Here is a 23,671-nt window from a genome sequence, read left to right as displayed (position 1 = left end):
AAAATTAAGACCGTGTTCTGGTAGGCACTAGTAGGTTTTTTTAAAGTTGTTCAATAATGGCCTTATAGTTCCTGCAAGATACTTGGTAGGCGAAACAAAACCCTCATGTTTTTCAATGAAGGTTTTTAGATTTAATTCAAATAAAGTTTTATCGATTTCTGGCGATTACTACAGTCCAAACCAAAGACATTGTAAAATGTTTTGTTTGTTAATAAGTCCTACTGTAAAGTTGTTTTTAAACTCAGAGCCTTCAAACTTTTGTTTCCAATTTTGATAGATAGTTTATCCTTAATCGTTTAGTTTTAAAACGGCCATAAACGCTTGTTGCGGAATCTCAACATTACCCACCTGACGCATACGTTTTTTACCTTTTTTCTGTTTTTCAAGTAGTTTGCGTTTACGAGAAATATCACCACCATAACATTTGGCAGTTACATCTTTACGTAATGCTTTTACAGTTTCTCTAGAAATAATCTTAGCACCAATGGCTGCTTGAATAGGAATATCAAACTGTTGGCGTGGAATGAGTTCTTTTAGCTTCTCACACATTTTTTTACCTATGTGCTGTGCATTATCGGTATGAATTAGTGCCGAAAGCGCATCAACAGGTTGTGCGTTTAGTAATATATCTAACCGAACTAATTTAGAGGGTTTCATGCCAATAGGATGGTAATCAAAAGAGGCATACCCTTTTGATACCGTTTTTAACCGATCATAAAAATCAAACACTATTTCTGCCAATGGCATTTCAAAAATTAACTCAACGCGTTCTGTAGTTAAATACGTTTGATTGTTGATGATACCACGTTTTTCAATACACAACGACATGACATTGCCCACAAAATCTGCTTTTGTGATGATAGTGGCTTTTATATAAGGTTCTTCAACACGATTTAAAGTGGAAGGTTCGGGTAAATCAGACGGATTATTTACAATAATGGCTTCGTCTGGTTCTTTATTGGTGTATGCGTGATAGGATACGTTAGGAACTGTAGTGATCACCGTCATATCAAACTCACGTTCCAAACGTTCTTGGATAATTTCCATGTGAAGCATCCCCAAAAATCCACAACGAAACCCAAAGCCTAAAGCAGCAGAACTTTCTGGTTGAAATACTAGAGAAGCATCATTAAGCTGAAGCTTTTCCATAGAGGCTCTTAAATCTTCGTAGTCTTCAGTATCAACTGGGTAAATACCTGCAAATACCATAGGTTTTACATCTTCAAACCCTTCAACTATATTTTGTGTAGGTTTTGCAAAATCGGTAATGGTATCACCAACTTTTACTTCTTTAGCTGTTTTAATTCCTGTGATTAAATAGCCAACATCACCCGTTTTTACACTTTGTTTGGCAACTTGGGTCAATTTTAAAGTACCTACTTCATCAGCATAATAATCTTTATTAGTAGCAACAAACTTAATGTGTTGTCCTTTTTTAATTTCACCATTAAACACTCTAAAATAGGTTTCAATACCACGAAAGGTGTTATAAACCGAATCGAAAATTAAGGCTTGTAATGGCGCATTTGGATCGCCTTTTGGCGCTGGAATACGCTCTATAATAGCAGCCAAAACATTATCCACCCCAAAGCCAGTTTTACCACTAGCATGAATGACTTCTTCTGGGTCGCAACCCAATAAATCTACAATATCATCAGTAACCTCATCAGGGTTGGCACTAGGTAAATCTACTTTGTTTAAAATAGGAATAATTTCTAAGTCATTTTCTAAAGCTAAGTACAAATTAGAAATGGTTTGAGCTTGTATGCTTTGAGCGGCATCTACAATTAATAGAGCGCCTTCACAAGCAGCAATAGAACGAGATACTTCATAAGAGAAATCTACATGTCCAGGGGTGTCAATGAGATTTAATATATATTTTTCGCCGTTGTATTCATAATCCATTTGTATGGCGTGACTTTTAATGGTAATACCACGTTCGCGCTCTAAATCCATATTATCTAATAGCTGGTCTTGCTTTTCTCTGGCGGTAACCGAGCCTGTGTGATCCAATAAACGGTCTGCAAGGGTGCTTTTACCGTGATCAATATGGGCAATAATGCAAAAATTCCTGATGTTCTTCATAGTCCAAATGTTGCTGTTTAAAACAGCGACTGCAAAGATAGTTAAATATGTTTGTGAATTGTAAACTACAAATAACCTTATTATGCAGTTTGCAAACCAAATTTGCAGTTTACAAGAAAGTGGTTTTAAAAAGATTTTTATCTCGGTTCTTTTGAGGTATAAATTTTAAATTTACTGTGATGAAAAACCTATTTTTTTTAGTTCTTGTATTGATATTAATTGATGTTACAATTGTTTCTTCTAATTCTGAATCAATCAATGAAAAGATTTTTAAAAATGAATTAAACGAACAGAAAGACCCTACTTGGGAACGTATTATAACACAGGTTTATGGTAGAGGTATATCAAAATCAAAAACACTTTTAAAGTATAAAGGTCCTATTCTGTTTAAACTTAGTGGCGCAGTAGATAAAGATAGTTTAGCCTTTGACAAGACTTTACAATATTTTAAAGGCTTGTTGCCCCATTTAGAAATAGATTATTTTTCAAGTTATATAAAGCGCAATGAAATAGATAAGGACAGTATAGTAAATGGTTATTCAATTAATTTTTTGAAACCTTATATTATCAAATTTAAAATAACTCAAATTGATAAGAAAGGACCGTTTACTATAGAAACAATGCTTGGAGTAGATGACAATGAAACTTTTAATACATTCCAATCACAAACTTATCCATTTAAATTAGCAGGGTATTTAAATTCTAAAACGAATTTTAGTTTTTTGGAATTAATTAATGTTGAAGAAAGAGCCCAGATATTTAAAAACGTCATTTTTAAAATCTTATCTGCTAATAGTTTTCATATCTCGGATGATTATATAAATCAAAATGTTAGTCTATCTGACGAACTTGTCATGCAGAAATTCTACAGTCCAAATTTTGAACAAGATTTAAAAGCATACATGAAAGTTGTTTATGGCTGGAGATATGCCAATCATTTCTTAGATAAAGACAACTATTTGAAAAAAGTTTGGTTGATTATATGCGGCATAGGACTTCTGTTTTTTATTCTACTATTCAGTGTTTTTCATTATAAGAAGTTCAAATATGAGTATCTAAATTATTTTCTCCCAATTTTATTAATTATGATTTGCTTTGCTTGTTTGAGTAGGGTTTATAAGTATTTTACTTCTTTCAGCTTGTTCGTAAAATGGATGGATTACATAAGTGATGATATATTGTCATCAATTATTTTTTCATCATTAGGAGCATTACTGCTTTGGTTTTTTGAAAAACGTATAATTAAGAAATCCTGGGGGTTTAGTGTAAGTTTGGGCTTCAAAATATTACTTACGTTTATAATTTTCTATTGGCCTTATTTATTAATTATTATAGACGACAGTTCCCTTTCAACATTATCATATCATTGGTCAGGGTTTTTATTATATGGGTTTTTATCAATTGGTCGCGGAATTCTAATTTACCTAAACCATTATTCACAGTCGCTAGTGAATGAAAAGGACGTTGAAATTAACAACTTAAAAACTTTACATGCCCAAGCAGAAACTAAATTGTTGCAATCCCAAATCAACCCTCATTTTTTATATAACTCTTTAAACTCCATAGCTAGTTTAGCACCAATAGATGCAAGTAAAACCCAAAAAATGGCACATTCACTATCCGAATTATTTAAGTATTCCATAAATCGACAAGGCAAAAAAATGAGTACGGTTAAAGACGAAATAGATATGGTAACGTCGTATTTAGATATTGAAAAAATACGTTTTGGAGAGCGTTTACAGTTTCGTATTCAAGTTGATGAAAGCCTTTTAAATCACGAGATACCCTTGTTTTTGATTCAACCACTGGTAGAAAATGCTGTAAAACATGGCATTTCTAAAAATGAAGAGGAAGGAAAAATTAATTTAAAAATTGAAAAAAAGGATAGTAAGTTGTTGATTTCCGTTAGCGATAATGGGCCCAATTTCCCAGAAGGTTTGGTAAGTGGCCATGGCTTGCAAACCGTTTATGATTTGCTAAAGCTAAGTTATGGCAATAAGGCTTCACTAAATTGGATAAATACGCCAAAGAAAGTAATTACGATAACCCTACCCGAAATTGTATAATATGAATACACCGTACACCACTATAATAATAGACGATGAAGCGCCTGCCAGATTAGGTTTGAAAAATATGCTTAAAGCATTCCCTGAAACGTTTCAAGTTATAGGCACCGCCGAAAATGTTACCCAAGCCAAAGAAAAAATAGAACGGCAAACACCAGATATTATCTTTTTAGATATTGAAATGCCCGGACAAACAGGTTTTGATTTGTTAGCAAATTTACAAACCATACCCATGGTAGTGTTCTGTACAGCTTACGACGAATATGCCCTACAAGCCTTTGAGACCAATAGCATTGATTATTTGATAAAACCGGTAAAACAGGAACGTCTTAAAAAAACGGTAGAAAAACTAAAAACCTTTAGTAAAAGTAAATCAACAGATGAAATACTTAATGTTTTAAAGGAAATTTCAAATAAAAAAGCCCCTAAAAAAATGACCTCTATAACGGTTAAGAAAAGAGATAAACTCATTTTTATAAAACTTGAAGATGTACTTTATTTTGAAGCCAATGACAATTATGTAACCATACATTGCGACTTCCAAAATCATTTGAGTACAGAAACAATTTCGGGGTTAGAGCAGAAATTACCTGATAATTTTTTACGCATTCATAGAGGTATTATTATCAACAAGGACCATGTAAAAGATATTCAAACGTATTTTAATAGTAGATTTATTATTACGCTAAATAATAAGAGCGCAATAAGTATTACATCTGGGCGTAGTTATAACGAAACTATTAAGCAATGGATGGGAATGTAAATTTTATTATCTTTTATCAAGTAGAATAAAAAACAGTAATTTTGCAAACCAAAATCATGCTGTGGTAAAAATAGACAACATAGAATTGCCCGATTTTCCGTTGCTTTTAGCACCTATGGAAGACGTGAGTGATCCGCCGTTTCGTGCTTTATGTAAAGAGCAAGGTGCTGATGTGGTGTATACCGAATTTGTGTCTAGTGAGGGTTTAATACGTAACGCTGCTAAGAGCGTTATGAAGTTAGATATTTATGAAAAAGAGCGCCCTGTAGGCATTCAAATTTTTGGAGCCAATTTAGATAGCATGTTACAAACCATTGATATTGTTGAAAAATCGAATCCAGATATCATTGATATTAACTTTGGGTGTCCCGTAAAAAAGGTAGTGAGTAAAGGTGCTGGTGCAGGCATTTTAAAGGATGTTTGTTTAATGGAAAAGCTCACGGCAGAAATGGTGAAGCGTACCAATTTGCCCATTACTGTTAAAACCCGTTTGGGTTGGGATCATGATTCTATAAGAATTGTTGAGGTGGCTGAGCGCTTGCAAGATGTAGGCTGTAAAGCTATTTCTATTCACGGTAGAACCCGCGCGCAGATGTACAAGGGAAGTGCCGATTGGAAACTGATTGCTGCGGTAAAAAATAACCCAAGAATGCACATTCCCGTGTTTGGAAACGGCGATGTTGATACGCCTGAAAAAGCAGCTTTAATGCGTGATAAGTTTGGGCTAGATGGGGCTATGATTGGTCGAGCCAGTATTGGAAATCCTTGGTTCTTTAAACAGGTTAAGCATTATTTTGAAACAGGAGAGCATTTAGCACCAATTTCTTTAGAAGAGCGTGTAGAAGCAGCTAGAAGGCATTTACAAATGGCAATAGATTGGAAAGGACCTGTTTTAGGTGTTTTTGAAACGCGTCGTCATTATACCAACTACTTTAAAGGTATTCCGCACTTTAAAGAGTACCGCACCAAAATGGTAACTAGCGATAAACCCGAAGATGTGTTTGCTACTTTTGATGAGGTATTGGATAAGTTTGCCGATTACCAGTTTACACATTAATTTTTTTGGCAAATGGCAAGCCACCGCGCTATTCGTTTAAGTTTTGTAAAATCATAGATTAAAATTTTACAAAAGCTAACACTGCTATCGCTTTTGCAAGAAGGATTGCGGTATTGTTGGAGCTCTCACAATTTATTGTGAAGCGACTACCAAAAGCCTGTTTGCCATTAAAATGGCAACTTGCCCAACTAATTATTCTTCACCAAAGCCCTTGTAATTCTGGCCGAGGCTATTTTTGAAGCTACAATACCTAAAACGGATATGGTAATAAAAACCAAAAACAGGTTTACTATTTTAATTTTTGTGGGGTACGCCAAGGTTGGTGTGATATAAACCTTTAAAAAATTAGGACCGTAAAGTTGGTTAACAATAAGCAGTAAACCTAATAGGATACCTATAAAGCCTCCAATAATACTCATTAAACTACCTTGTAAAAAGAAAATTTTACGAATATCTTTTATATGAACACCAAGATTGAACAAAGTATTTAAGCTTTGTTTTTTATCGAGCATCATCATAATTAAAGAACCAATGATGTTAAAAAAGGCTATGATTAAAACCAAGGTAAAAATGAGATAGACTGCAAGATATTCGGTGTTTAACATTTTGTAAAGCGCATCATTTAACTGGGCTCTGTTTTTTATAATAACTTTGTTGCCTAAAATTTGTTGCAGTTTTTGTTTGGCTATGGCTTCATCTGCATTTTCATTTAACTTAAACTCTAAAGCAGACACTTGGTTGGATTCATAGTTTAAAAGTTTTTGTGCCAAATCAATGGAGGTGTAAACATAATTATCATTAAGTTTTTCATTGATGTAAAACACCCCAACATTAATGGCTCTCACATTATTAAAGGCATTTTTAGTAGAGGTAATCTGCTTCTTACCTGGTTTAGGCACATAAATATTTAGAGATTTTGTGAAGTCTAAAACCCCAATAGATAAATTATTTGCAATACCCCAACCAGCAACCATTTGATTCGATTTTTGGTCTAGCCAACTGCCATAGTCTATTTTAGATTCAATGTTAACCACCTTTTGGTAATTGGCATCAACCCCTTTTATAAAGGCTAAACTTGTTTTTTCATCAGAAGTAATTAAAACGCGCTCTTCAATAATCTTAGAAAAGAGGGCTACTTCTTCTAAATTATTAAGTTTTAAGAGGTCATCATCAGAAAGATAGTATGATTTTCCAGAGGCGGCTTTTGCGGTTAAATCTGGGTCTACAATATTTGAAAATTCTAAAGTAAAATCTTTTAAACCGGCAAAACCAGACAGCACAATAAACAAAGAAGCAGACCCAATAATAACGCCAAAAAGCGCAAAATAGGTAATGAAATTTATAGCGTTGTTAGAGCTCTTGGAGCGCAGATAACGTTTGGCTATATATAATGCAACATTCAACTAAGACTTTTTTCTTTTATCTAATAAATCGGGGTTGTTAATAGGATTATCTAATCCTTTTAAAGAACGCTCAATATTATCAATATATTCAAGGGAATCATCAATAAAAAACTCAAGAGAAGGCATGCGTCTAAGTTGATTTTTAGTGCGTTGTGCCAACTCATGGCGTATGGAAGTTGTATTTGCCCTAATACCTTCAAGAAGTTCTTTGGCTTTATTATTAGGAAAAATACTTAAATAAACTTTAGCAACAGACAAGTCTACTGTTACCTTAACTTTAGTAACAGAAATAAGGATACCTTTCAATCCACCATCAGTTGCTGCTCTTTGAAGTACATCAACCAAATCTCGTTGTAAAACCGATGCTATTTTTTTCTGTCTTTGAGTTTCTTCCATAGTGCAAAAATAAAGGATATTTTAAAGAATATCATCTTTTATTATACGTTATTAGTTATAGATTAAGATTGTTCACAATTACTTTGTACCTTTCTGTGAAAGAAACATCATGAACAAAATTGAACATATAGGAATAGCCGTTAAAGATATAACATCTTCTAACGAGTTGTTTTCTAAGCTATTTGGCAAAGCGAGTTATAAAACCGAAACAGTTGAAAGTGAAGGAGTAAAAACATCATTTTTTAAAGTTGGTGTAAATAAAATTGAACTATTAGAGGCCACCAAAGCGGATAGTCCAATAGCTAAATTTATTGAGAAAAAGGGCGAAGGCATTCATCATATTGCGTTTGATGTAGATGATATTGAAGCAGAAATTAAACGGCTAAAAGAAGAAGGTTTTAAAGTTTTAAATGAAACTCCAAAAAGGGGCGCAGACAATAAGTTGGTAGCTTTTTTACATCCTAAAAGTACCAATGGCGTGTTAATAGAGTTATGCCAAGAGATAAAGCAATAAATATCTTGTAGGATTTTAAAATATGTAGTAATATTGCACACTCTTATTTAAATAGGATTGCAGCTTATATGCAATAGGTCCTATAACTCAGTTGGTTAGAGTATCTGACTCATAATCAGAAAGTCCCTGGTTCGAGCCCAGGTGGGACCACCAAAAAGCCTAAATTACAAATGTAGTTTGGGCTTTTTTTGTGCCTTATTCTTTGGTATAACTGCATTGTGTGCATTATGTGCATTTTCCCTCTAAAAGTCAACTTGCCAAGTTTTTTGATAGAAAAAGGTTGCATAAGAGGTTGCAATCTAAATTAAAAAGGTTGCAGTTTTTAATTATCTTTGATTTGCATATTATTTAATTGTAATGAGAGAAGAAAAGTTTTTGAATTGGTTGATAGAAGTTGAAAACAAGAGCCCCACTACAGCCAAAACTTATTCTAGAACAATTCATAAATTATCTGAACATCTATCTTCCGTTAAACCCCAAAAGATTGATTTATATGAGCTTGATAACGGATATCTTTTAAAACAGTTTGCTAATCTGTACGACCTAAAAGGTAAATATTCTGAATTTGGAAATATTGGTCATGGAACTTACAGAAATGCCATTAAGGCATACCAAAGATATTTCTCAAAATCTCCAAAGATTCATAGTGTTCATAAGAAAATTAAGGTCAACGATAGTAACAATATTGACCTCACTGAATTTGATTTTCCTAAAGACTTAACAATTGAGGCAGAGCAAATGGCAGATTATTACAAGCTAATTTACTGTTTAGAAAAATCCATAAGGAATTTGATTCAGACAAAGATGCGGGAGTCGTTTGGGAATGATTGGTGGAATTTAAGGATAAGTACCAATATCCAGAGTAATGTTAAAACCAAAATAGATAAAGAAAACTCAGGGATTTACTCAAAAAAATCTTTAAATAAAATAGATTATACAACTTTTGGAGAATTAAGAATTATAGTTAAGTCTAATTGGAATCTTTTTTCCGATATACTCAAGAACATTGAGGATTTTAATAAAATCACTAAAGATTTAAATGTTCTTAGAAATTCAATAGCCCACTCTGTATTACTTCCTCAAGATGAAATATTAAGACTAAATTTAGCATTAAAAGATTGGTTTCGGTTGCTTAAATGATTGCAACTATCTTTTTTTTACCTTAATTATTTTTAGTCAATTAACCTTTTTAAAACCCACTACCTGTGGGGTTTTTAGTTTAAAATATAATATAATGAACACAAATAAACTTAATATACGATTTGTTATATCTAGCAGTAGAATAAGAAAAGACAAAAGAGCTTCACTAATGTGTAGATTGACATATTTAAAAAAAAGAAAGCAATTTGCAACGGGTAAATTTATTAATCCAGACCATTGGAACAGTAAACAACAACTGGTCAAGCCACCAGAACCTGATGCAGAACTCATAAATACACAATTAAGCCTGATTAAAACTAAACTTAGTCAGGCTTTTTTAATGCTCCAAGTTAAAGAAGAAAGTTTTACAGTAGAAGATATATATCTTCAATATAAGGGAGAAAAAGCTCAGAAAGAACAAGGAACTCTTGAAGCTTTCAAACGTTATCTAGAGTCCTTAAAAAAGCTTATAGGCATTGATATACAAAGAGCTACGTGGATAAAATTTGATTATGCATATAAACACGTAAAAGCTTTTATCAAGCATAAATTTAAGCGTAATGATTATCCATTAAATAAACTAAAACTACAGTTTTTAGCTGATTTTGAGTATTATTTAAAGACTGAGAAAGGATTAGGTCAAGCTACTATAAATAAGATGATACAACGCTTTAGAAAGCCTATAAGGATAGCTGTAGCAGAAGGTAATTTGGATAAAGACCCTTTTATGTTATATAAGGCTAAAAGAACTAAAAACAGTATTGTATTTCTATCTCCAGAAGAGCTGAATAAACTTGAAAATCATGAGTTCTCACAACCTAGGTTAAAGTTTGTAAAGGACTTATTTATTTTCTGTTGTTATACAGGATTACCATATAATGAGTTAATGAGGTTGGAATCTAAACATATTATAAAAGGTTTTGACGGTAATTTGTGGATTAAGATATACAGAATGAAAACTTCTAAGCCATTATCAATACCATTGTTACCAAAAGCTTTAGAAATTATGGAACGCTATAATCAAGAGGGTTTTGTATTTCCTAGAATCACTAACCAGAAGTATAACTCATATTTAAAGGAGATTGGAGCTATTACAGGAATTGATAAAAAGTTTACAACACATATGGCAAGGAGAACTTTTGCTTCAACAATATTACTTTATAATAATGTGCCGATGGAGATTGTCAGTGAGTTATTGGGTCATTCCAGTATTAAAGTTACTCAAGATAGTTATGGTAAAGTTGTAGAGAAACGAATTAGTATGGAAATGGAAAATTTAAATAAAGACCTGAAATAAGTATTTCCACACTAATTATTTTTATATATTACTTACTTATAATGAAATATTAATACTACTTATTACATAGTTAATTTAATCACTTTTTTCATGAGAAAGCTTCTATTGTTTTTAATATTTATGGGACACATAGTTCCTAATCAATCAAATGCTCAAAAGTTAAAATTCAAAGAAAAAACGGTAATTAATATAGCCCATAAAGCTAATAAGAATTTCCCAGTTGTTTATGTGCCCTCAGCAAAGAAAACTAAAAAATATAATGTTGTTTTTGATAAAAAGGGTGATACTTTATCGTATCAAAACCAGGAATTTATAGACTGGAAGAACCCAATCCTTCTTGATAGTATCAAAGCTAAGCAAAATGGCATTCGTGATTTTACTCTTTTTGGAGAATTAGGTCCAAAAGATGGTTACTTAGAGGTTTACTTTTACCCTTTCGTTATCGAGGATGGTTTTGATAATGACAAGAAAAAAAGACTTATGAAAGCCAATAAGTTCTTAAGCAAAAATAAATTTCAAATTAAATTAAGTCCAGGACAGAATTTGGGCTTTGATTATAGTAGATTTCATGCGGGTGTGATGACAATGCCTTTTAAAGTATATTTATCATCAAGAAATTCTGATAATTCCAATAATGTTGAAACTGATGCTGGGATAGGTTTATATCTTGGTTCATTATTTGGAACAAGAAGATATCTGAAATTACCTTCTGAAAAGGAATATAGAATTTACGAATATGGATGGTCTATAAATGCCTTTGCAGGGATAAATAAATTAACTATTGATGATAAGAATACATTAGACGTAAATTCATTTCAAGGAAACCTCTTAACCTCTTCTTTTGGAATTAGTTTGGGGTGGCATTACAAGATATTCTCGATTTTTGGGGCATTTGGAATTGATGCTCCCCTATCAAGCAATGGGAAGGATTGGAACTTTAGAGGGAAACCTTGGCTTGGGTTTGGCTTTGGTTTCGAGATTTTATAGTTAGTTAAATCAAAAAATCACTAATCAATTTAGTTTTGAAGCCACATAAGTAAATGTGAAGGAGCTATCAATTAACTTTACATTCTCATGTAAGGTATTTATTTCGATGTCATCAATTCCAATTTCATATAAATTTATTTCCATGTGATGCCCCTTTTTTCCATCCCAATCAGGAGGAATATCCTTTCCTGACAAGGTAATAATAGTTTTTTCATCGTCACAATGAACAATGCCCTGATACCAATCTTCATCTGCATAATCCATGGTTCCATTTGGGGAAAGAGTCAATTTATCATCATACCAATATTGGTCAGCTAACCCCATGCCATTTTCATAGACGGTCCGTACTGTAATAGTAATAGTCCTGGTGTAGTGTTGAGGCATATTAAACTATATTAACATTAATCCCATCTGTTATAAACTACATTGATGTGGTCAACCATATCTCTCATAATATAGAAAAAACCTGGTTGTTCTGTTTCTACATAACAAACTTGAGTAAGTTCATTATTCTCATCCATTGCTTTACAAATATATTTGCCAAAAACTACTTTATCAGTATCTCCATTGTAACTCATTTCCTTTAAAGCCGCTTTAATAATTACTTGGGCATAATCTTCGCTCCATCCATTGAAACAATTTTGATGATTTGAGAACTTATCTTCAAGAAAAGTAATTGTTTGAGTGTCTTTCATAAATTAATAATATATAATTCCATTAATCCAAATGTAAGAAAATATGTTTAAGTTTTTGTTTAACAGAGAGCATAAATTAACTTTTGAAAGCAAAGAAAGCTTAAATTTTGTTGTTATTAACCAATGGTTCAGCGAGGAATGAAGTATTGAAAACTATAACAATATTTACTCATACAAGGCTCATTTTTACCCAGAAGACATGCTGTTTAAAGAGTTCAAAAACTATTATTTAACTTTATACTTTAATCAATACTCCTTTTAATTGACATTATACCGTTGTAAGGAAAAATCGTATATTTAGTATGCAAAAATCATCTTTTTTAGAATTTAAATCTTGATTAAATGACAGATTCATTCGTGAAGTTTATCTATTCTACTGAAAAGGGTTCACCATATCTTATGGTCAAATCATTAACAAAAACTTTTTATGATAAAGAAGTTTACTTAGGTGACCAAGAAGTAGTAGAATCCTTTTTCAACGCAGCCCAAAGGATTTTTTCAAACAACAACTTTCTGAATGAAAATCAAATGGAAGAGTTGTTATTTCTTTTTGAAGAAAATTTGCCGATGTTGGTTTTATGTATATATATTCAATCAATTAGAAATGATGAAAAAAAGTTAGAGGCTTTAATCAGAAATAGAGTGTTAGTTTATAAATTGATAATAAAAGGACATGATGAAGTTATGAATGATATGGGCTATTCAAATAATGAATTATGCATGGGTCTTTTTGATGAAAATTATAATAAAGATGATTTTTCTATGCTAATGAACATTTTGTTTCCTTGACTTTGGTTTAAGGCAGTACACTATTTTTAATTTTTTAAGAATATGACTGTCATAGAGAAGAATTAAATGCAATCAAAAGAAATTACAACCGTAGATTCAATAATAAAGGCATTTTGCAAACTTAGCATAGCCTCTCTAAAAGAAATAGATGCTGAGCTCACCTATTCATATAACAACAAAGAAGAATTGATTGAGGAGTTAAAGCAATTATTTGACGGCATTAAATCAAAAGGTATATCGCAGTTGAAAGTTAAAGACGCTAAGTGCAAATATTGTTATCCTGATAAAGCAGCATTTGGTTTCCATCACCCTCAGACAGATGAATTGATAATCCGTTACGTTATTTTCAAAGAAAGAGATAAATTCTACAGGGTAGAGCAGTGTAAAAATAAACCTATTCCAGATAGGGAAGATGGATTTCCATTTTAATTAACAATATAAACCTATAAATATACCATGCATGATTTAATGGATATAGAACACTATTACCTCAAAGGCAAACAAGCCCTAAAAGAACAGGACACAGAACAGGCCGTTATATATTTTAAAATGGCTTGGAATAAATTCAACAATTCGGACACTGCTTTTATACCTGATAAATTTGTTGATATGGCGCGTGAAGCTTTTGAAAGCTATCTAGATCTAAAATCTTCTAATCATTCCTAAGAAACCTGTTAGGAAAAAAAATTTTTTGAAAAATTTTTGAAATCAATTTTCAACAAGAGCGCAAGCCCATCTAAATAATCAGCCCCCACTCTTTTTTGGTTTTGACTATACCCCCGTATGGTCGATTTCAAATAATTATTAATTCTTAAAAACTAAGGTTATGAATTTACACTTAGAAAGACCTCCTAGAGTGGAGGAAGTTACTTATGCCACAATGGATGGCGAAATGATTGAAACAAAGGTGATTTTGATTCCAGCAGAAGTCAAAGCAGTTCCTCAGCAAATCAGACAGAACTCCAATGGCACGAAATGGCGATTGATATCAGTAACGGTCAATCACCCAACATTGGGCTTGGTAGAACAAACAGCCCAATTATTTGAGCAATCCTACCAGCTTTATCCAGAGCATTTTACACCAGGCAGCCAAATTGAAATTATGGTGCAAACAGAAGGTGAAGGCAAGGGATTAGCAAAAGCACAACTGGTAGCAGCTAAACGTATCGATGTTGATGCATGGAGTCATTTATTGGCAGAAACTTCAGTGGAGAACCAAGTGGTCAATAAGGAATTGGTCGCTTAAATTAAATCAAAAGACAATGAATCAAGGGTTTCAGAAATGGAGCCCTTTTTTTATGTCTTAAAATTTAGAATGTATAACAATTAACATTTTAACACATTATGAAATTACAACAAGCAAAAAGAAGTCAGGTAAAACTTAGATTAGGTTTGTCTGGAGCTTCAGGATTTGGTAAAACCTACAGTGCCTTATTGTTGGCATATGGTATTACAGAAGATTGGTCAAAGATAGCTATCATTGATACAGAGAATAACTCAGCTAGCTTGTATTCCCATCTAGGAGAATATAATGTCTTGACTTTAGAGGAGCCATTTTCACCAGAGAGATATATAGAAGCTATCAAAGCCTGTGAAGGCTATAGTCAGGAAGTGATAATCATTGACAGCATCACCCATGAATGGTCTGGAAAAGGAGGTTGCCTTCAAATCCATGAAAGTCTTGGAGGGCGTTTTCAAGACTGGAGTAAGGTTTCGCCCAGACATCAAGCTTTTTTAGATGCTATTCTACAATCCAGTTGCCATATCATCACTACGGTTAGAAGAAAGATTGATTATTCATTGGATATGAATAGCAATGGAAGAACAAGAGTTATTAAGCATGGAACTAAGGAAATCACCAGAGAGGGCTTTGAATACGAACTTACCGCCAATTTTGAACTTATCAATGATAAGCATTTGGCTAAGGCAAGTAAAGACAGGACAGGTTTGTTTATGGATAAGCCAGAGTTTGTGATAAATGCAGCAACAGGGAAGAAATTAATCCAATGGTGCAATATGGGTACATCACTGGAGATGGTCAAAAAGGAAATAGAACAATGTTCAAATGTAGAAGGATTAAGGCATATCTACAGTAAGTATAAAACCTATCAAAAGCAGATACATCCAATGATACTACAACGTAAAGTAGAACTGGATGCTTTAAACGGTCAACTGGTAGACAAGAATGAAATAATTGAAAATAAATCAAATAAGAGCCATGGAACTGATAGCCAATAGGAATCCACAACAGATGATTTTAGATACATCGGAAATAGTGTCTAAAAGCGGTACTAACTTTATTGAAGCCAATACTAAATCAATTAGCTTGAACCATTTAAGGAAGGATTGCACAATACCTGTATTTGCCAAGGATAACGAGTCCACCATTAGTCATTTTGAATTTATAGATGCAGTAAATGACCTTATAAAGCAACAGTTTCCCAATGAGATTATAAACAGACCCGAGATTAGGGTGTCACATATTATCAAGGGCAGAACACCAGATGCCATTGGCATACCAGCCAAAGAATTAAAGGAACACCAAAAGACCATCTACTATGAACGGATGGCATTTATCATTGAGATACCTTCCTTAACGGAGAATGTCAATAGAAATTCCTTATCACTTACAGTTGGAGGTGTGCGTTCTTACTCAGAGCAGAATCTTTACAGTAAAAAGAGCTTAGAGAAGTTCAAGGTATTTATAGGCTTTAAAAATATGGTTTGCCTAAATCTGTGTATTAGTACAGATGGTTATATGGATAGCATTAGAATTGGAACGATAGGGGATTTAGAGCAGCACATAAAACTGTTGCTTTCTAACTATAATAAAGAAAGGCATTTAGGTATGCTGGAGAAAATGTCGAAGTACCAACTTCTTGAAAACCAATTTGCCCATCTAATAGGAAAATTAAGGATGTACCAGAACCTTCCTAAAGAAGAGAGGAATGGGATATTTCCTTTTGGTTTAAATGATAGCCAAGTAAATCAAGTGGTGAAGGATTATTATAGATGTCCTAATTTCAGTAGAAATGAAGATGGCTCCATCAACCTTTATAATCTGTACAATATTTTGACAGAAGCCAATAAAAGCTCGTACATCGATTCCAACTTTGAGCGGAATGTCAATGCGTATGAGTTCATCAATAAACTGGGTAATTCAATTGAATTTAAGACTAAGGATTACTTCTTGCCTTAATTATTATATAGCTAAAACGTTCTTTTATGAATAAAAAGCAGTTGCAAGAATTACTTAAATACAGCAATCCTAGGGAGCTTTTTGTAGTGACTTGGAACAATCTTCTGAAACAACTTTTTTGTCCGTTTAGGGTTGCTGTAATTCATGATATCGGTGAATTGAAGACGGGTGAAATTGTACTCGTTGAAGAAGTAAAGGTTACTATGGAATTAAAGACTGTTTACTTGATTAAAGGGAAATTTTACCATTACCACCATTTTAATATTCTCATAGATTAGAACAGAGCATTATGCTGTATTTTCATTATCCATTCATTAGGATAAGTTTTGAGAAGGTTTTGGCTCTATAATCCTAAAACCACTGAAAATGTGATTGCAATAAAAAAGGGGGCGTTTAGCCTCCTTTAAATTTCAGTAACAAAGGTTTCTCTGAAACTCTTCCAAATATAGTTTTTACTAGCAGTATATTACTATATAAAAATATATATATAAATATATATACAAAAAGAAACTATTTCTTTCTTTGCTCTACTTTCTTTGTTGGTAAATAAAGGCACTTTTTATTTAGAAAGAATGTGTTTCAATACTTGCCAAGATTCGATGGCTACTTAAAATCAAATTTAAGATTATTTAGAACGATTCTAAGCAATTTTTAAAAGATAGCAGTATAAATCCCTATCTGGCTCATCAAAACATCCTTAGAGACGCTTAAAATTGTTAAAATATTAAATAATATTCAAAAAAATGTTTAATAATAACATAAAAAATGAGAATAATACATCTAAATAGAAAATATATTGAAAATAATGCAAAAAAAATTTGGAAATGTCATAAATTTTTCGTATATTTGTAATATGTGAAATTGGGTTAGAAGGAAGATGAAAGTGATAATGAAAAACCTAAAAAGACAGTCGCATTTTATGTTATTTAGACATTTGTTTTCTTCTTCTTTCTAAGTAACTATTCCCTATTTTCTTTGAATAAATTAAGGTTAGCTTGATAGTTGTTAACTAAGTTGGACATATCCTTAACTGGATATAAATGATTATTGATTATGAGTAAAATTACAGTTTATGATGCTATCATGGGTAGCGGTAAAACCTATGATGCAATTGAGAGAATGAAACACTATTTAAAAGACGGTAAGAAGTTTATTTACATAACACCTTTTAAGGATGAAATTAAGCGAGTACTTATTGCACTGGATAGTAACAATGCGTTCGCTCCTTTAGACCCAGATGAAACTGGAGCATATGAGGGTGAGTTGGATTTGGTTAATGAGGATGGAACATGGGATTTAAATTCAAGTACAATCTATAAATATAATAACAAGAGAACTCAGTTTTTGAAGATGGTATCTGAGGGCAAGAATGTAATTTCAACACATGCTTTATTTTTAGGATTAAAACGTGAGGACTATGAGATATTCCGTGACTATATTTTGATTTTAGATGAAGTTGTAACTCCTCTAAAAACCCATAAAATAGGTGCGCGTGATATAAATATATTAAAAGAGCAAGGGCTAATAGTTATAGATGATAATAACCAAGTACGGTTTATTGATGATGAATATGATGACCCAGGTTTTAGGCAAGTAAAGAAAATATGTAATAATAGTACAGTCTTTTATTTAGACAAATACTTTTTTGTGTGGGTGTTTCCAATTGAGATTTTTAAGCAATTTAAAGAAGTTCAGATTTTAACATATTTATTTGAGGGAAGCCTTTTAGCACCCTATTTTAAGATGTATGAGATTGATTATGGAATAATTAAAAATGATTCTTGTAAAGAATTGGATAATTATAAAAGTCTGTTGCATATTTATTTAGGTAAGGCAAATAATGTTTTGGGAAATAATTCATTTAGTAAAACTTGGATTGATAATCTAAGTAAAAGCAATGCTAAAAAACTGACATTCACTACATCAAATGTTTTTAGGAGAGTTTTTAATACTAAGTCAGATGAAAACGCATATACTACTTTTAAACCCCATAGGGCTAAACTTGCTGGTAAGTGTTATACAAAGGGATTTATTGCAATAAATGCTAGAGCTTCAAATAATTTTAGTCATAAAAAGTCAATGGCTTACTTGGGGAACAGATATTTTGACCCTCAGACGCTGAATTTTTTTAGGGAAAGAGGTATTGATTTAAATGAGGATTTGTGGGCTTTGTCTGAACTTATTCAATGGATATGGAGAGGGTGTATAAGAAATCAAGAAAAAATGAATTTATTCATTCCTAATCACAGAATGAGAAAGCTTTTAATTGATTGGTTGGATGGTAAATATTTAATTGAAAGTACTTCACTTAAAAAAATTGGTTAATTAAACTTTAATGCATGACTTCTTTTCAGGGAGTCATTTAGCTTATAAATCCTTTGTTTATAGGGGTTTTAAGTGGTCTTCCCTAAAAAGAAAAATTAGAAAAAAATGAAAGGAATTATTTATAAAGTTGAGAATAAAGAAAATGGTTTAATCTATATTGGTGCCACAACCCATTCCATGCTTCAACGCAAATTGGACCATGTTGAAAGAGCGAATAGAAATGAAGAGAACAAATTTTATGACGCTATCAGTACGCATGGTGTTGATGCTTTTAGGTGGGAGCAAATAGATTCAGCAAGTTCAATGGATGAGTTAGCTCATAAAGAACAACAATACGTCTTAGAATATAACTCTAAAGAAGAAGGATATAATAGCTCAATAGGTGGTGAGTTTAAAAAAACGGTGTATAAATTTGACTTGGATAATGGTAGGCTATTAGATACATTCGATTGTTTAGATGATGCAGCAAGCTCCATCAATTCAACCAAACAGCATATATCTAGGGCTTGTTTATCTGTCAATAATATTTACGGAGGCTACTTTTGGAGCTATGAGTTGAAGGAACCTTTCTGTCCTTTTAAAGATAAAAGAAGGAAACGTGTGGTTCAATACTCTTTAGATGGGGAGAAAATAGCGGAATTTATTTCTGTGGCAGATGCCTCTAGAAAAACAGGGTCATCTAAAACTTGTATTGCAAGAGTATGCAGGGGTGAACGCAGACAAAGTGGTGGGTTTGTATGGAAATATAATTAGGGCCTAATTTTTAAAACCCAATAGTAATTTAGCTATTGGGTTTTTTTTAATCCCTTAACACTTTCTTCAGTATAAAAATATGCATTCCCTCTTTTTTCAAAATCAAGTTTACCCTGAATTCTGTAGTGCATTAAATCACATCCTTTTATTTTTGCAGCTCTTTGTGTTTCCTTGCTGGAAAGCCATTTTTTTTCTTTTGACATATCCGTCTAATTATTACATTAAATAGAGTCGGAGGATTAATCTTGAAATTACATAAATGGGCGATATGGGCTATGTTAATAATTAAATAATTAATATATAATAGGGTTGTTGACTGGCAAAACCAATTAAGTTATTTTTGAAAGATTACAAACAGTTATGATAAAAATTAGAAGTAAAAAAGCTGAAAAAATAATTTCTGAAATTATAGACCAATATGCTTATGCGGACACCTCTGAAAGACCATGGATTATTGGGTTTAGTGGTGGAAAAGACTCTACAGTTTTACTTACATTGGTTTGGATTGCCTTGCAAAGATTTAAAAACCAAAGCCCTTACCCTCATCAGTTAAGAAGGCCTGTTTATGTGGTTTGTAACGATACAATGGTTGAGAATCCAATTATTGCGAGTTATATGGAAGATGTATTAGCTAAAATTACTGAAGCGGCAAGAAATGAAGGACTTCCAATTATAGTAAAGAAAACAACCCCTCGATTAGATGAGTCTTTCTGGATTAATGTTTTAGGGAAGGGATACCCTGTGCCAAATAATACCTTTAGATGGTGCACAGACAAACTTAAAATAAGACCAACCTCAAGTTTCCTATTAGAACAAATAGATGAGGCGGGAGAAGCTATTGTACTATTGGGTACTAGATATGATGAGAGTGCAACAAGAGAGAGGTCAATGCGCAAACATGAAGTTGAAGGTAAAAGGCTTTCTAAACATAACACTACAGCCAATACTTATGTTTATGCGCCTATTAAAGAATTGATGCTTGAAGAGGTCTGGTATATCATAAATTCAGTGCCATCACCTTGGGGATTTGATAATTCAATTTTATTTCAAATTTATGCTGATGCAAGTGCAGATGATTATGAATGCCCAACAGTTGTGACTAACAAAGAGCATTCATCATGCGGTCAAAGTAGATTTGGTTGTTGGACATGTACCGTAGTTAAAAAAGACAAATCTATGTCTGCATTGATTGACAATGGCCAAAATTGGATGCAACCATTATTGGGTTTTAGAAATAGCCTTCAGGATGAAAGGAATGTACATGAGCATAGAATGCCAGAAAGAAAAAATGGACAGGACGCAGTTTCTGAGGACGGAAGAAATTATGGTCCTTATTGGGATTGGTATAGAGCTGAAAAACTAAGAGAATTATTAGAGATTCAAAAGGAGGTACAAAAGGAAAAGCCACATGTTAACCTCATAACGAATCAAGAGTTGATAGCTATTCAAGTAATTTGGAGTAGAGAAATGATATTTGATTTTAATGTTGGAGACATCTATAAAAAAGTATTCAACAAAGAGATTAGCACTAACAATATCAAGTCTTTGGATGACACTGAGAGAAGGATATTGAAAGACGTATGTGGAGGTGATATGTCCTATTATAATTTAATCGATAATCTACTTACACTTCAAGAAACAAAGACTTTAATGATATCAAAGTATGGGCTTCACAATGATGTGGAGAACCGAATTGAATCATTTGTTAAAGAACTAGAAGAATGAAAATTGACAAAATAAAATTAGAAAATTTTAGAATTTATAAAGGTCATAATACAGTTGACTTTAATTCTAAAAACTCTAAGAACATTAGTGTAATTGCAGGTAAAAATGGATTTGGGAAAACAACATTTCTAACCTCCTTAATATGGTGTTTTTATGGAAAATTAATGGCTCAGGTTGAAGACAAGTACAAAATTGATATTAAGAACTCAGGAGGGTATGAGCCTTATGTTAAGTCTTTAATGAATAGGGATGTCAAGGAAAAGGAGTTATCAAATATTCTTTCTGTTGAAATAGAATTAGAAGACTTGTTAATACCATCAATTCCTTGTAGAACGGTAAGCATTAAAAGAAGTTATAATTTTAGATTACAAGAAGAGTCTATAGAGATTTTGATTGATGGGGATGAGAATGAGTTAACTAAATCAGTAGGTTATGAAGTGTTTATTAATGACTTCATATTACCTAGAGAAATTGCAAAATTCTTCTTCTTTGATGCAGAAAAAATTGTATCACTAGCGGAAGCAAAATCTAAAAGTGAGTTAAAAAGTTTGAGCAAGGCATATTCTGAAGTTTTAGGTATTAAAAAATACGAAGAACTAAAGAAAAATTTAGAATCGTTATTAACCAATTTGAGGCGAAGAGGAGTTAATGAGTTACAACAAACTAAGCTTGAAGCATTAATCTCTGAAGAAAGGGTTTTAGAAAAGAGGATTAATCATAATTCCGATAAACAAGCTGAAATAGATGCTCAAGCATCAATTCTTAAACAAAAGAGTGATAATCTTCAGGAAAAGCTAATTCGAGAAGGCAACTCAATTACTTTAGAAGAATTGAAAGAGTTAAAGTCCAAAAGGGATGAGTTGAAAGAAGAAGCTAAAGCTATTAAAAATGGACTTAAAAAGTTATTGGACTTAGCCCCTCTCGTTTTAGCTGGGAAGCATTTGAAAAGGTTAAAAGAGCAATTAAAACTTGAAAGTAATTTACTCTATGGTGCAATTGATGAAAAGCTAATTGAAAAAGAATTAAAAGACTTTTCAGAAAATATTTTAGTCAGTTTAAGTGCTTTAAACCTAGACGATAAAACATGGTCTGAAGTCGAGAAGAATATTAAAATTCAGCTAGTTAGTAAACTTAATGCTGAGAGTAAAAGTAAAGTTACTGGTAAAATTTATCTTGAATTTGCAGAAGAGAAATATAGAGAGTTCCAAGCCATCTATAACAATATCAAAACTACATTTTTAAGCCAATTTAATGATATAGTTCAAAGTGAAAGAGTCAATAGAGCTGTATTGAGTAGAACTCTTAACAAAATAAAACAAGCCGAGGCAAGAAAAGATAATCACTTAGCTAAGCAATTCAGAGAAGAAAAACTTCAAGCTGATTCTGAAATTTTGAAACTCAACGAGTCCAAAAACCAGTTAATAGAAGAGCTTGGGATTTTAAGACATAAACACGCAAATCAGAAAAAAGTGAGAGTTGAGTATGAAAAGGAATTTAATCTTATTGAAACGGATAAGAAGAAATATGATGTTACATTAAAATTACTTGAAAAAATAAACCAACTTATACTCAAGATAAAACAGGAGAAAAAATATTCTTTACAAAAGTCAATTTCATTAGGATTAAAAAGGTTGATGCATAAAAAAGATTTTATTGCGAATGTAAGAGTAAATATTGTAGATGATGTTATGGATATTGACTTGTTGGATAAGAACAATAATGTTATTGATAAAGATTCACTTTCAAAGGGTGAACAACAGCTTTATGCAACAGCACTTTTAAAAGCATTGGTTGATGAATCAGGAATCCGTTTCCCTGTCTTTATTGATAGTCCATTGCAGAAATTTGATAAGTACCATTCTAAGAATATTATTCAGGAGTTTTACCCAACTATCTCTGAACAGGTAGTTTTGTTCCCACTTTTGGAAAAAGAACTTTCTGAGAATGAATATGAACTATTGAGGCCTAATCTAAATAAGGCATTTTTAATTCATAATGAAGAGGGTGCATCTAGTTTAAAATCTTTACCTGTGGGCGAATTATTTAGTGAATTTAAAAAAGAAAAAGATGTTTACGCATATTAGGACAAGTAAAGAGAACAGAGATGTAGTTGCTCAATTAACCAGGAAACTAAATCTGGGAACAGAAAATATTATTTCAAGAATAGCATTAACATATTCCTTATCATTGGACAGAAAAATGGATATAACCAATATTCAAAATTCTAGTGGTAAGGAATATTCCAGCAAGGTCCTTTTTGGTGAATATATGGATTACTATGCGGGAATGGTGGCTTTACACTACAACCTGCACATATCTGATAAAGACTTGGCTAAATATGTAAAGATGCATATTGATGATGGGTTAGAGCTATTAAATGAAGAAGTAAATTCAAAATCCAATTTAGATGGCTTTGATTTTTTATCTAGTAAAATTGAAAATAACCTCAAAAATTTTTAACAGCTAATTGAATCAAG

At 32.3% G+C, this 23,671-nt stretch carries 25 protein-coding genes and 1 tRNA gene; 20 read left to right on the top strand and 6 right to left on the bottom strand.

The features are described from left to right. Positions 1-288: 288 nt before the first annotated feature. Positions 289-2,085 (bottom strand): translation elongation factor 4, encoded by a 1,797-nt coding sequence (lepA, locus tag E1J38_RS13455; protein ID WP_133357361.1) that lies wholly within the window; start codon positions 2,083-2,085, stop codon positions 289-291. A 179-nt stretch (positions 2,086-2,264) separates the two neighbouring features. Between lepA and E1J38_RS13450 the strand changes: the two genes are divergently transcribed. The 3 genes from E1J38_RS13450 to dusB all read left to right on the top strand — a co-directional run bounded on the left by E1J38_RS13450 (position 2,265) and on the right by dusB (position 5,971). Next, positions 2,265-4,151, top strand: a complete 1,887-nt coding sequence (locus E1J38_RS13450; protein WP_133357360.1) for a sensor histidine kinase — start codon at positions 2,265-2,267, stop codon at positions 4,149-4,151. A 1-nt stretch (position 4,152) separates the two neighbouring features. Further along, the gene (locus E1J38_RS13445) at positions 4,153-4,914 is read left to right on the top strand and encodes a LytR/AlgR family response regulator transcription factor (protein ID WP_133357359.1); all 762 of its coding nucleotides are present in this window, start codon (positions 4,153-4,155) and stop codon (positions 4,912-4,914) included. 61 nt (positions 4,915-4,975) lie between these two features. Next, positions 4,976-5,971 carry a tRNA dihydrouridine synthase DusB gene (dusB, locus tag E1J38_RS13440; protein WP_133357358.1) on the top strand — a complete coding sequence of 332 codons (996 nt, stop codon included), beginning with the start codon at positions 4,976-4,978 and terminating at the stop codon, positions 5,969-5,971. Positions 5,972-6,159: 188 nt separating this feature from the next. Here the strand turns inward: dusB and E1J38_RS13435 are convergent, their stop codons facing one another. Together E1J38_RS13435 and rbfA are read right to left on the bottom strand one after the other, a co-directional pair. Further along, complete coding sequence (locus E1J38_RS13435; RefSeq protein ID WP_133357357.1) at positions 6,160-7,374, bottom strand: ABC transporter permease; 1,215 nt, start codon at positions 7,372-7,374, stop codon at positions 6,160-6,162. After that, on the bottom strand, positions 7,375-7,770 hold the full coding sequence (rbfA, locus tag E1J38_RS13430; protein ID WP_133357356.1) for a 30S ribosome-binding factor RbfA: 396 nt from the start codon (positions 7,768-7,770) through the stop codon (positions 7,375-7,377). A gap of 109 nt (positions 7,771-7,879) precedes the next feature. Here rbfA and mce point away from each other — a divergent pair, with 109 nt between their 5' ends. The 5 genes from mce (at position 7,880) to E1J38_RS13405 (ending at position 11,708) form a co-directional block, all read left to right on the top strand. After that, positions 7,880-8,284, top strand: coding sequence for a methylmalonyl-CoA epimerase (gene mce, locus E1J38_RS13425; protein WP_133357355.1), 405 nt, complete (start codon positions 7,880-7,882; stop codon positions 8,282-8,284). A 76-nt stretch (positions 8,285-8,360) separates the two neighbouring features. Further along, a tRNA-Ile gene (locus E1J38_RS13420) sits at positions 8,361-8,437 on the top strand. Between the two features lie 204 nt (positions 8,438-8,641). Beyond that, positions 8,642-9,424: a Swt1 family HEPN domain-containing protein gene (locus E1J38_RS13415; RefSeq protein WP_133357354.1), complete on the top strand. Its 783-nt coding sequence runs from the start codon at positions 8,642-8,644 to the stop codon at positions 9,422-9,424. 94 nt (positions 9,425-9,518) lie between these two features. Then, entirely contained in the window at positions 9,519-10,721 is a 1,203-nt protein-coding gene (locus E1J38_RS13410; RefSeq protein WP_133357353.1) for a site-specific integrase, read from the top strand. A 90-nt stretch (positions 10,722-10,811) separates the two neighbouring features. Beyond that, on the top strand, positions 10,812-11,708 hold the full coding sequence (locus tag E1J38_RS13405; protein ID WP_133357352.1) for a hypothetical protein: 897 nt from the start codon (positions 10,812-10,814) through the stop codon (positions 11,706-11,708). Between the two features lie 24 nt (positions 11,709-11,732). Here the strand turns inward: E1J38_RS13405 and E1J38_RS13400 are convergent, their stop codons facing one another. Together E1J38_RS13400 and E1J38_RS13395 are read right to left on the bottom strand one after the other, a co-directional pair. Next, positions 11,733-12,092 carry a hypothetical protein gene (locus E1J38_RS13400; protein WP_133357351.1) on the bottom strand — a complete coding sequence of 120 codons (360 nt, stop codon included), beginning with the start codon at positions 12,090-12,092 and terminating at the stop codon, positions 11,733-11,735. A 17-nt stretch (positions 12,093-12,109) separates the two neighbouring features. Continuing rightward, the gene (locus tag E1J38_RS13395) at positions 12,110-12,403 is read right to left on the bottom strand and encodes a hypothetical protein (RefSeq protein WP_133357350.1); all 294 of its coding nucleotides are present in this window, start codon (positions 12,401-12,403) and stop codon (positions 12,110-12,112) included. 342 nt (positions 12,404-12,745) lie between these two features. Between E1J38_RS13395 and E1J38_RS13390 the strand changes: the two genes are divergently transcribed. The 9 genes from E1J38_RS13390 (at position 12,746) to E1J38_RS13350 (ending at position 19,469) form a co-directional block, all read left to right on the top strand. Beyond that, a complete protein-coding gene (locus E1J38_RS13390) occupies positions 12,746-13,192 on the top strand; it encodes a hypothetical protein (RefSeq protein WP_133357349.1) in 447 nt (148 codons plus the stop codon). Between the two features lie 66 nt (positions 13,193-13,258). Next, positions 13,259-13,621 carry a hypothetical protein gene (locus tag E1J38_RS13385; RefSeq protein ID WP_133357348.1) on the top strand — a complete coding sequence of 121 codons (363 nt, stop codon included), beginning with the start codon at positions 13,259-13,261 and terminating at the stop codon, positions 13,619-13,621. Positions 13,622-13,648: 27 nt separating this feature from the next. After that, complete coding sequence (locus E1J38_RS13380) at positions 13,649-13,858, top strand: hypothetical protein (RefSeq protein ID WP_145774443.1); 210 nt, start codon at positions 13,649-13,651, stop codon at positions 13,856-13,858. Between the two features lie 160 nt (positions 13,859-14,018). Further along, on the top strand, positions 14,019-14,438 hold the full coding sequence (locus E1J38_RS13375; protein ID WP_133357346.1) for a hypothetical protein: 420 nt from the start codon (positions 14,019-14,021) through the stop codon (positions 14,436-14,438). Positions 14,439-14,536: 98 nt separating this feature from the next. Further along, complete coding sequence (locus E1J38_RS13370) at positions 14,537-15,430, top strand: AAA family ATPase (protein WP_133357345.1); 894 nt, start codon at positions 14,537-14,539, stop codon at positions 15,428-15,430. Further along, the gene (locus E1J38_RS13365) at positions 15,411-16,391 is read left to right on the top strand and encodes a DUF3871 family protein (RefSeq protein WP_133357344.1); all 981 of its coding nucleotides are present in this window, start codon (positions 15,411-15,413) and stop codon (positions 16,389-16,391) included. Before E1J38_RS13370 ends, E1J38_RS13365 begins: the two co-directional genes overlap by 20 nt. Positions 16,392-16,417: 26 nt before the next feature. Then, positions 16,418-16,669 carry a hypothetical protein gene (locus E1J38_RS13360; RefSeq protein ID WP_186525873.1) on the top strand — a complete coding sequence of 84 codons (252 nt, stop codon included), beginning with the start codon at positions 16,418-16,420 and terminating at the stop codon, positions 16,667-16,669. Between the two features lie 775 nt (positions 16,670-17,444). Then, positions 17,445-18,716 (top strand): YonV family putative phage-derived protein, encoded by a 1,272-nt coding sequence (locus tag E1J38_RS13355; RefSeq protein WP_133357343.1) that lies wholly within the window; start codon positions 17,445-17,447, stop codon positions 18,714-18,716. Between the two features lie 105 nt (positions 18,717-18,821). Then, on the top strand, positions 18,822-19,469 hold the full coding sequence (locus E1J38_RS13350; RefSeq protein WP_133357342.1) for an NUMOD1 domain-containing DNA-binding protein: 648 nt from the start codon (positions 18,822-18,824) through the stop codon (positions 19,467-19,469). A 32-nt stretch (positions 19,470-19,501) separates the two neighbouring features. Here E1J38_RS13350 and E1J38_RS15120 read toward each other — a convergent pair whose 3' ends face one another. Next, a complete protein-coding gene (locus E1J38_RS15120) occupies positions 19,502-19,672 on the bottom strand; it encodes a hypothetical protein (RefSeq protein WP_186525872.1) in 171 nt (56 codons plus the stop codon). 157 nt (positions 19,673-19,829) lie between these two features. Here E1J38_RS15120 and dndC point away from each other — a divergent pair, with 157 nt between their 5' ends. The 3 genes from dndC to E1J38_RS13335 are packed head-to-tail and all read left to right on the top strand — an operon-like array spanning position 19,830 to position 23,654. Then, a complete protein-coding gene (gene dndC, locus E1J38_RS13345; protein ID WP_186525871.1) occupies positions 19,830-21,194 on the top strand; it encodes a DNA phosphorothioation system sulfurtransferase DndC in 1,365 nt (454 codons plus the stop codon). Beyond that, a complete protein-coding gene (gene dndD, locus E1J38_RS13340; RefSeq protein ID WP_133357341.1) occupies positions 21,191-23,278 on the top strand; it encodes a DNA sulfur modification protein DndD in 2,088 nt (695 codons plus the stop codon). Before dndC ends, dndD begins: the two co-directional genes overlap by 4 nt. After that, complete coding sequence (locus E1J38_RS13335) at positions 23,262-23,654, top strand: DndE family protein (RefSeq protein ID WP_133357340.1); 393 nt, start codon at positions 23,262-23,264, stop codon at positions 23,652-23,654. The genes dndD and E1J38_RS13335 overlap by 17 nt, the downstream gene beginning before the upstream one ends. Positions 23,655-23,671 lie beyond the last annotated feature (17 nt).

It is taken from the genome of Seonamhaeicola sediminis (assembly GCF_004358095.2).
Lineage (GTDB): Bacteria > Bacteroidota > Bacteroidia > Flavobacteriales > Flavobacteriaceae > Seonamhaeicola > Seonamhaeicola sediminis.
Note: the sequence above shows the minus strand (reverse complement) of the source record. Positions and strands in the feature narration are given on the sequence as shown.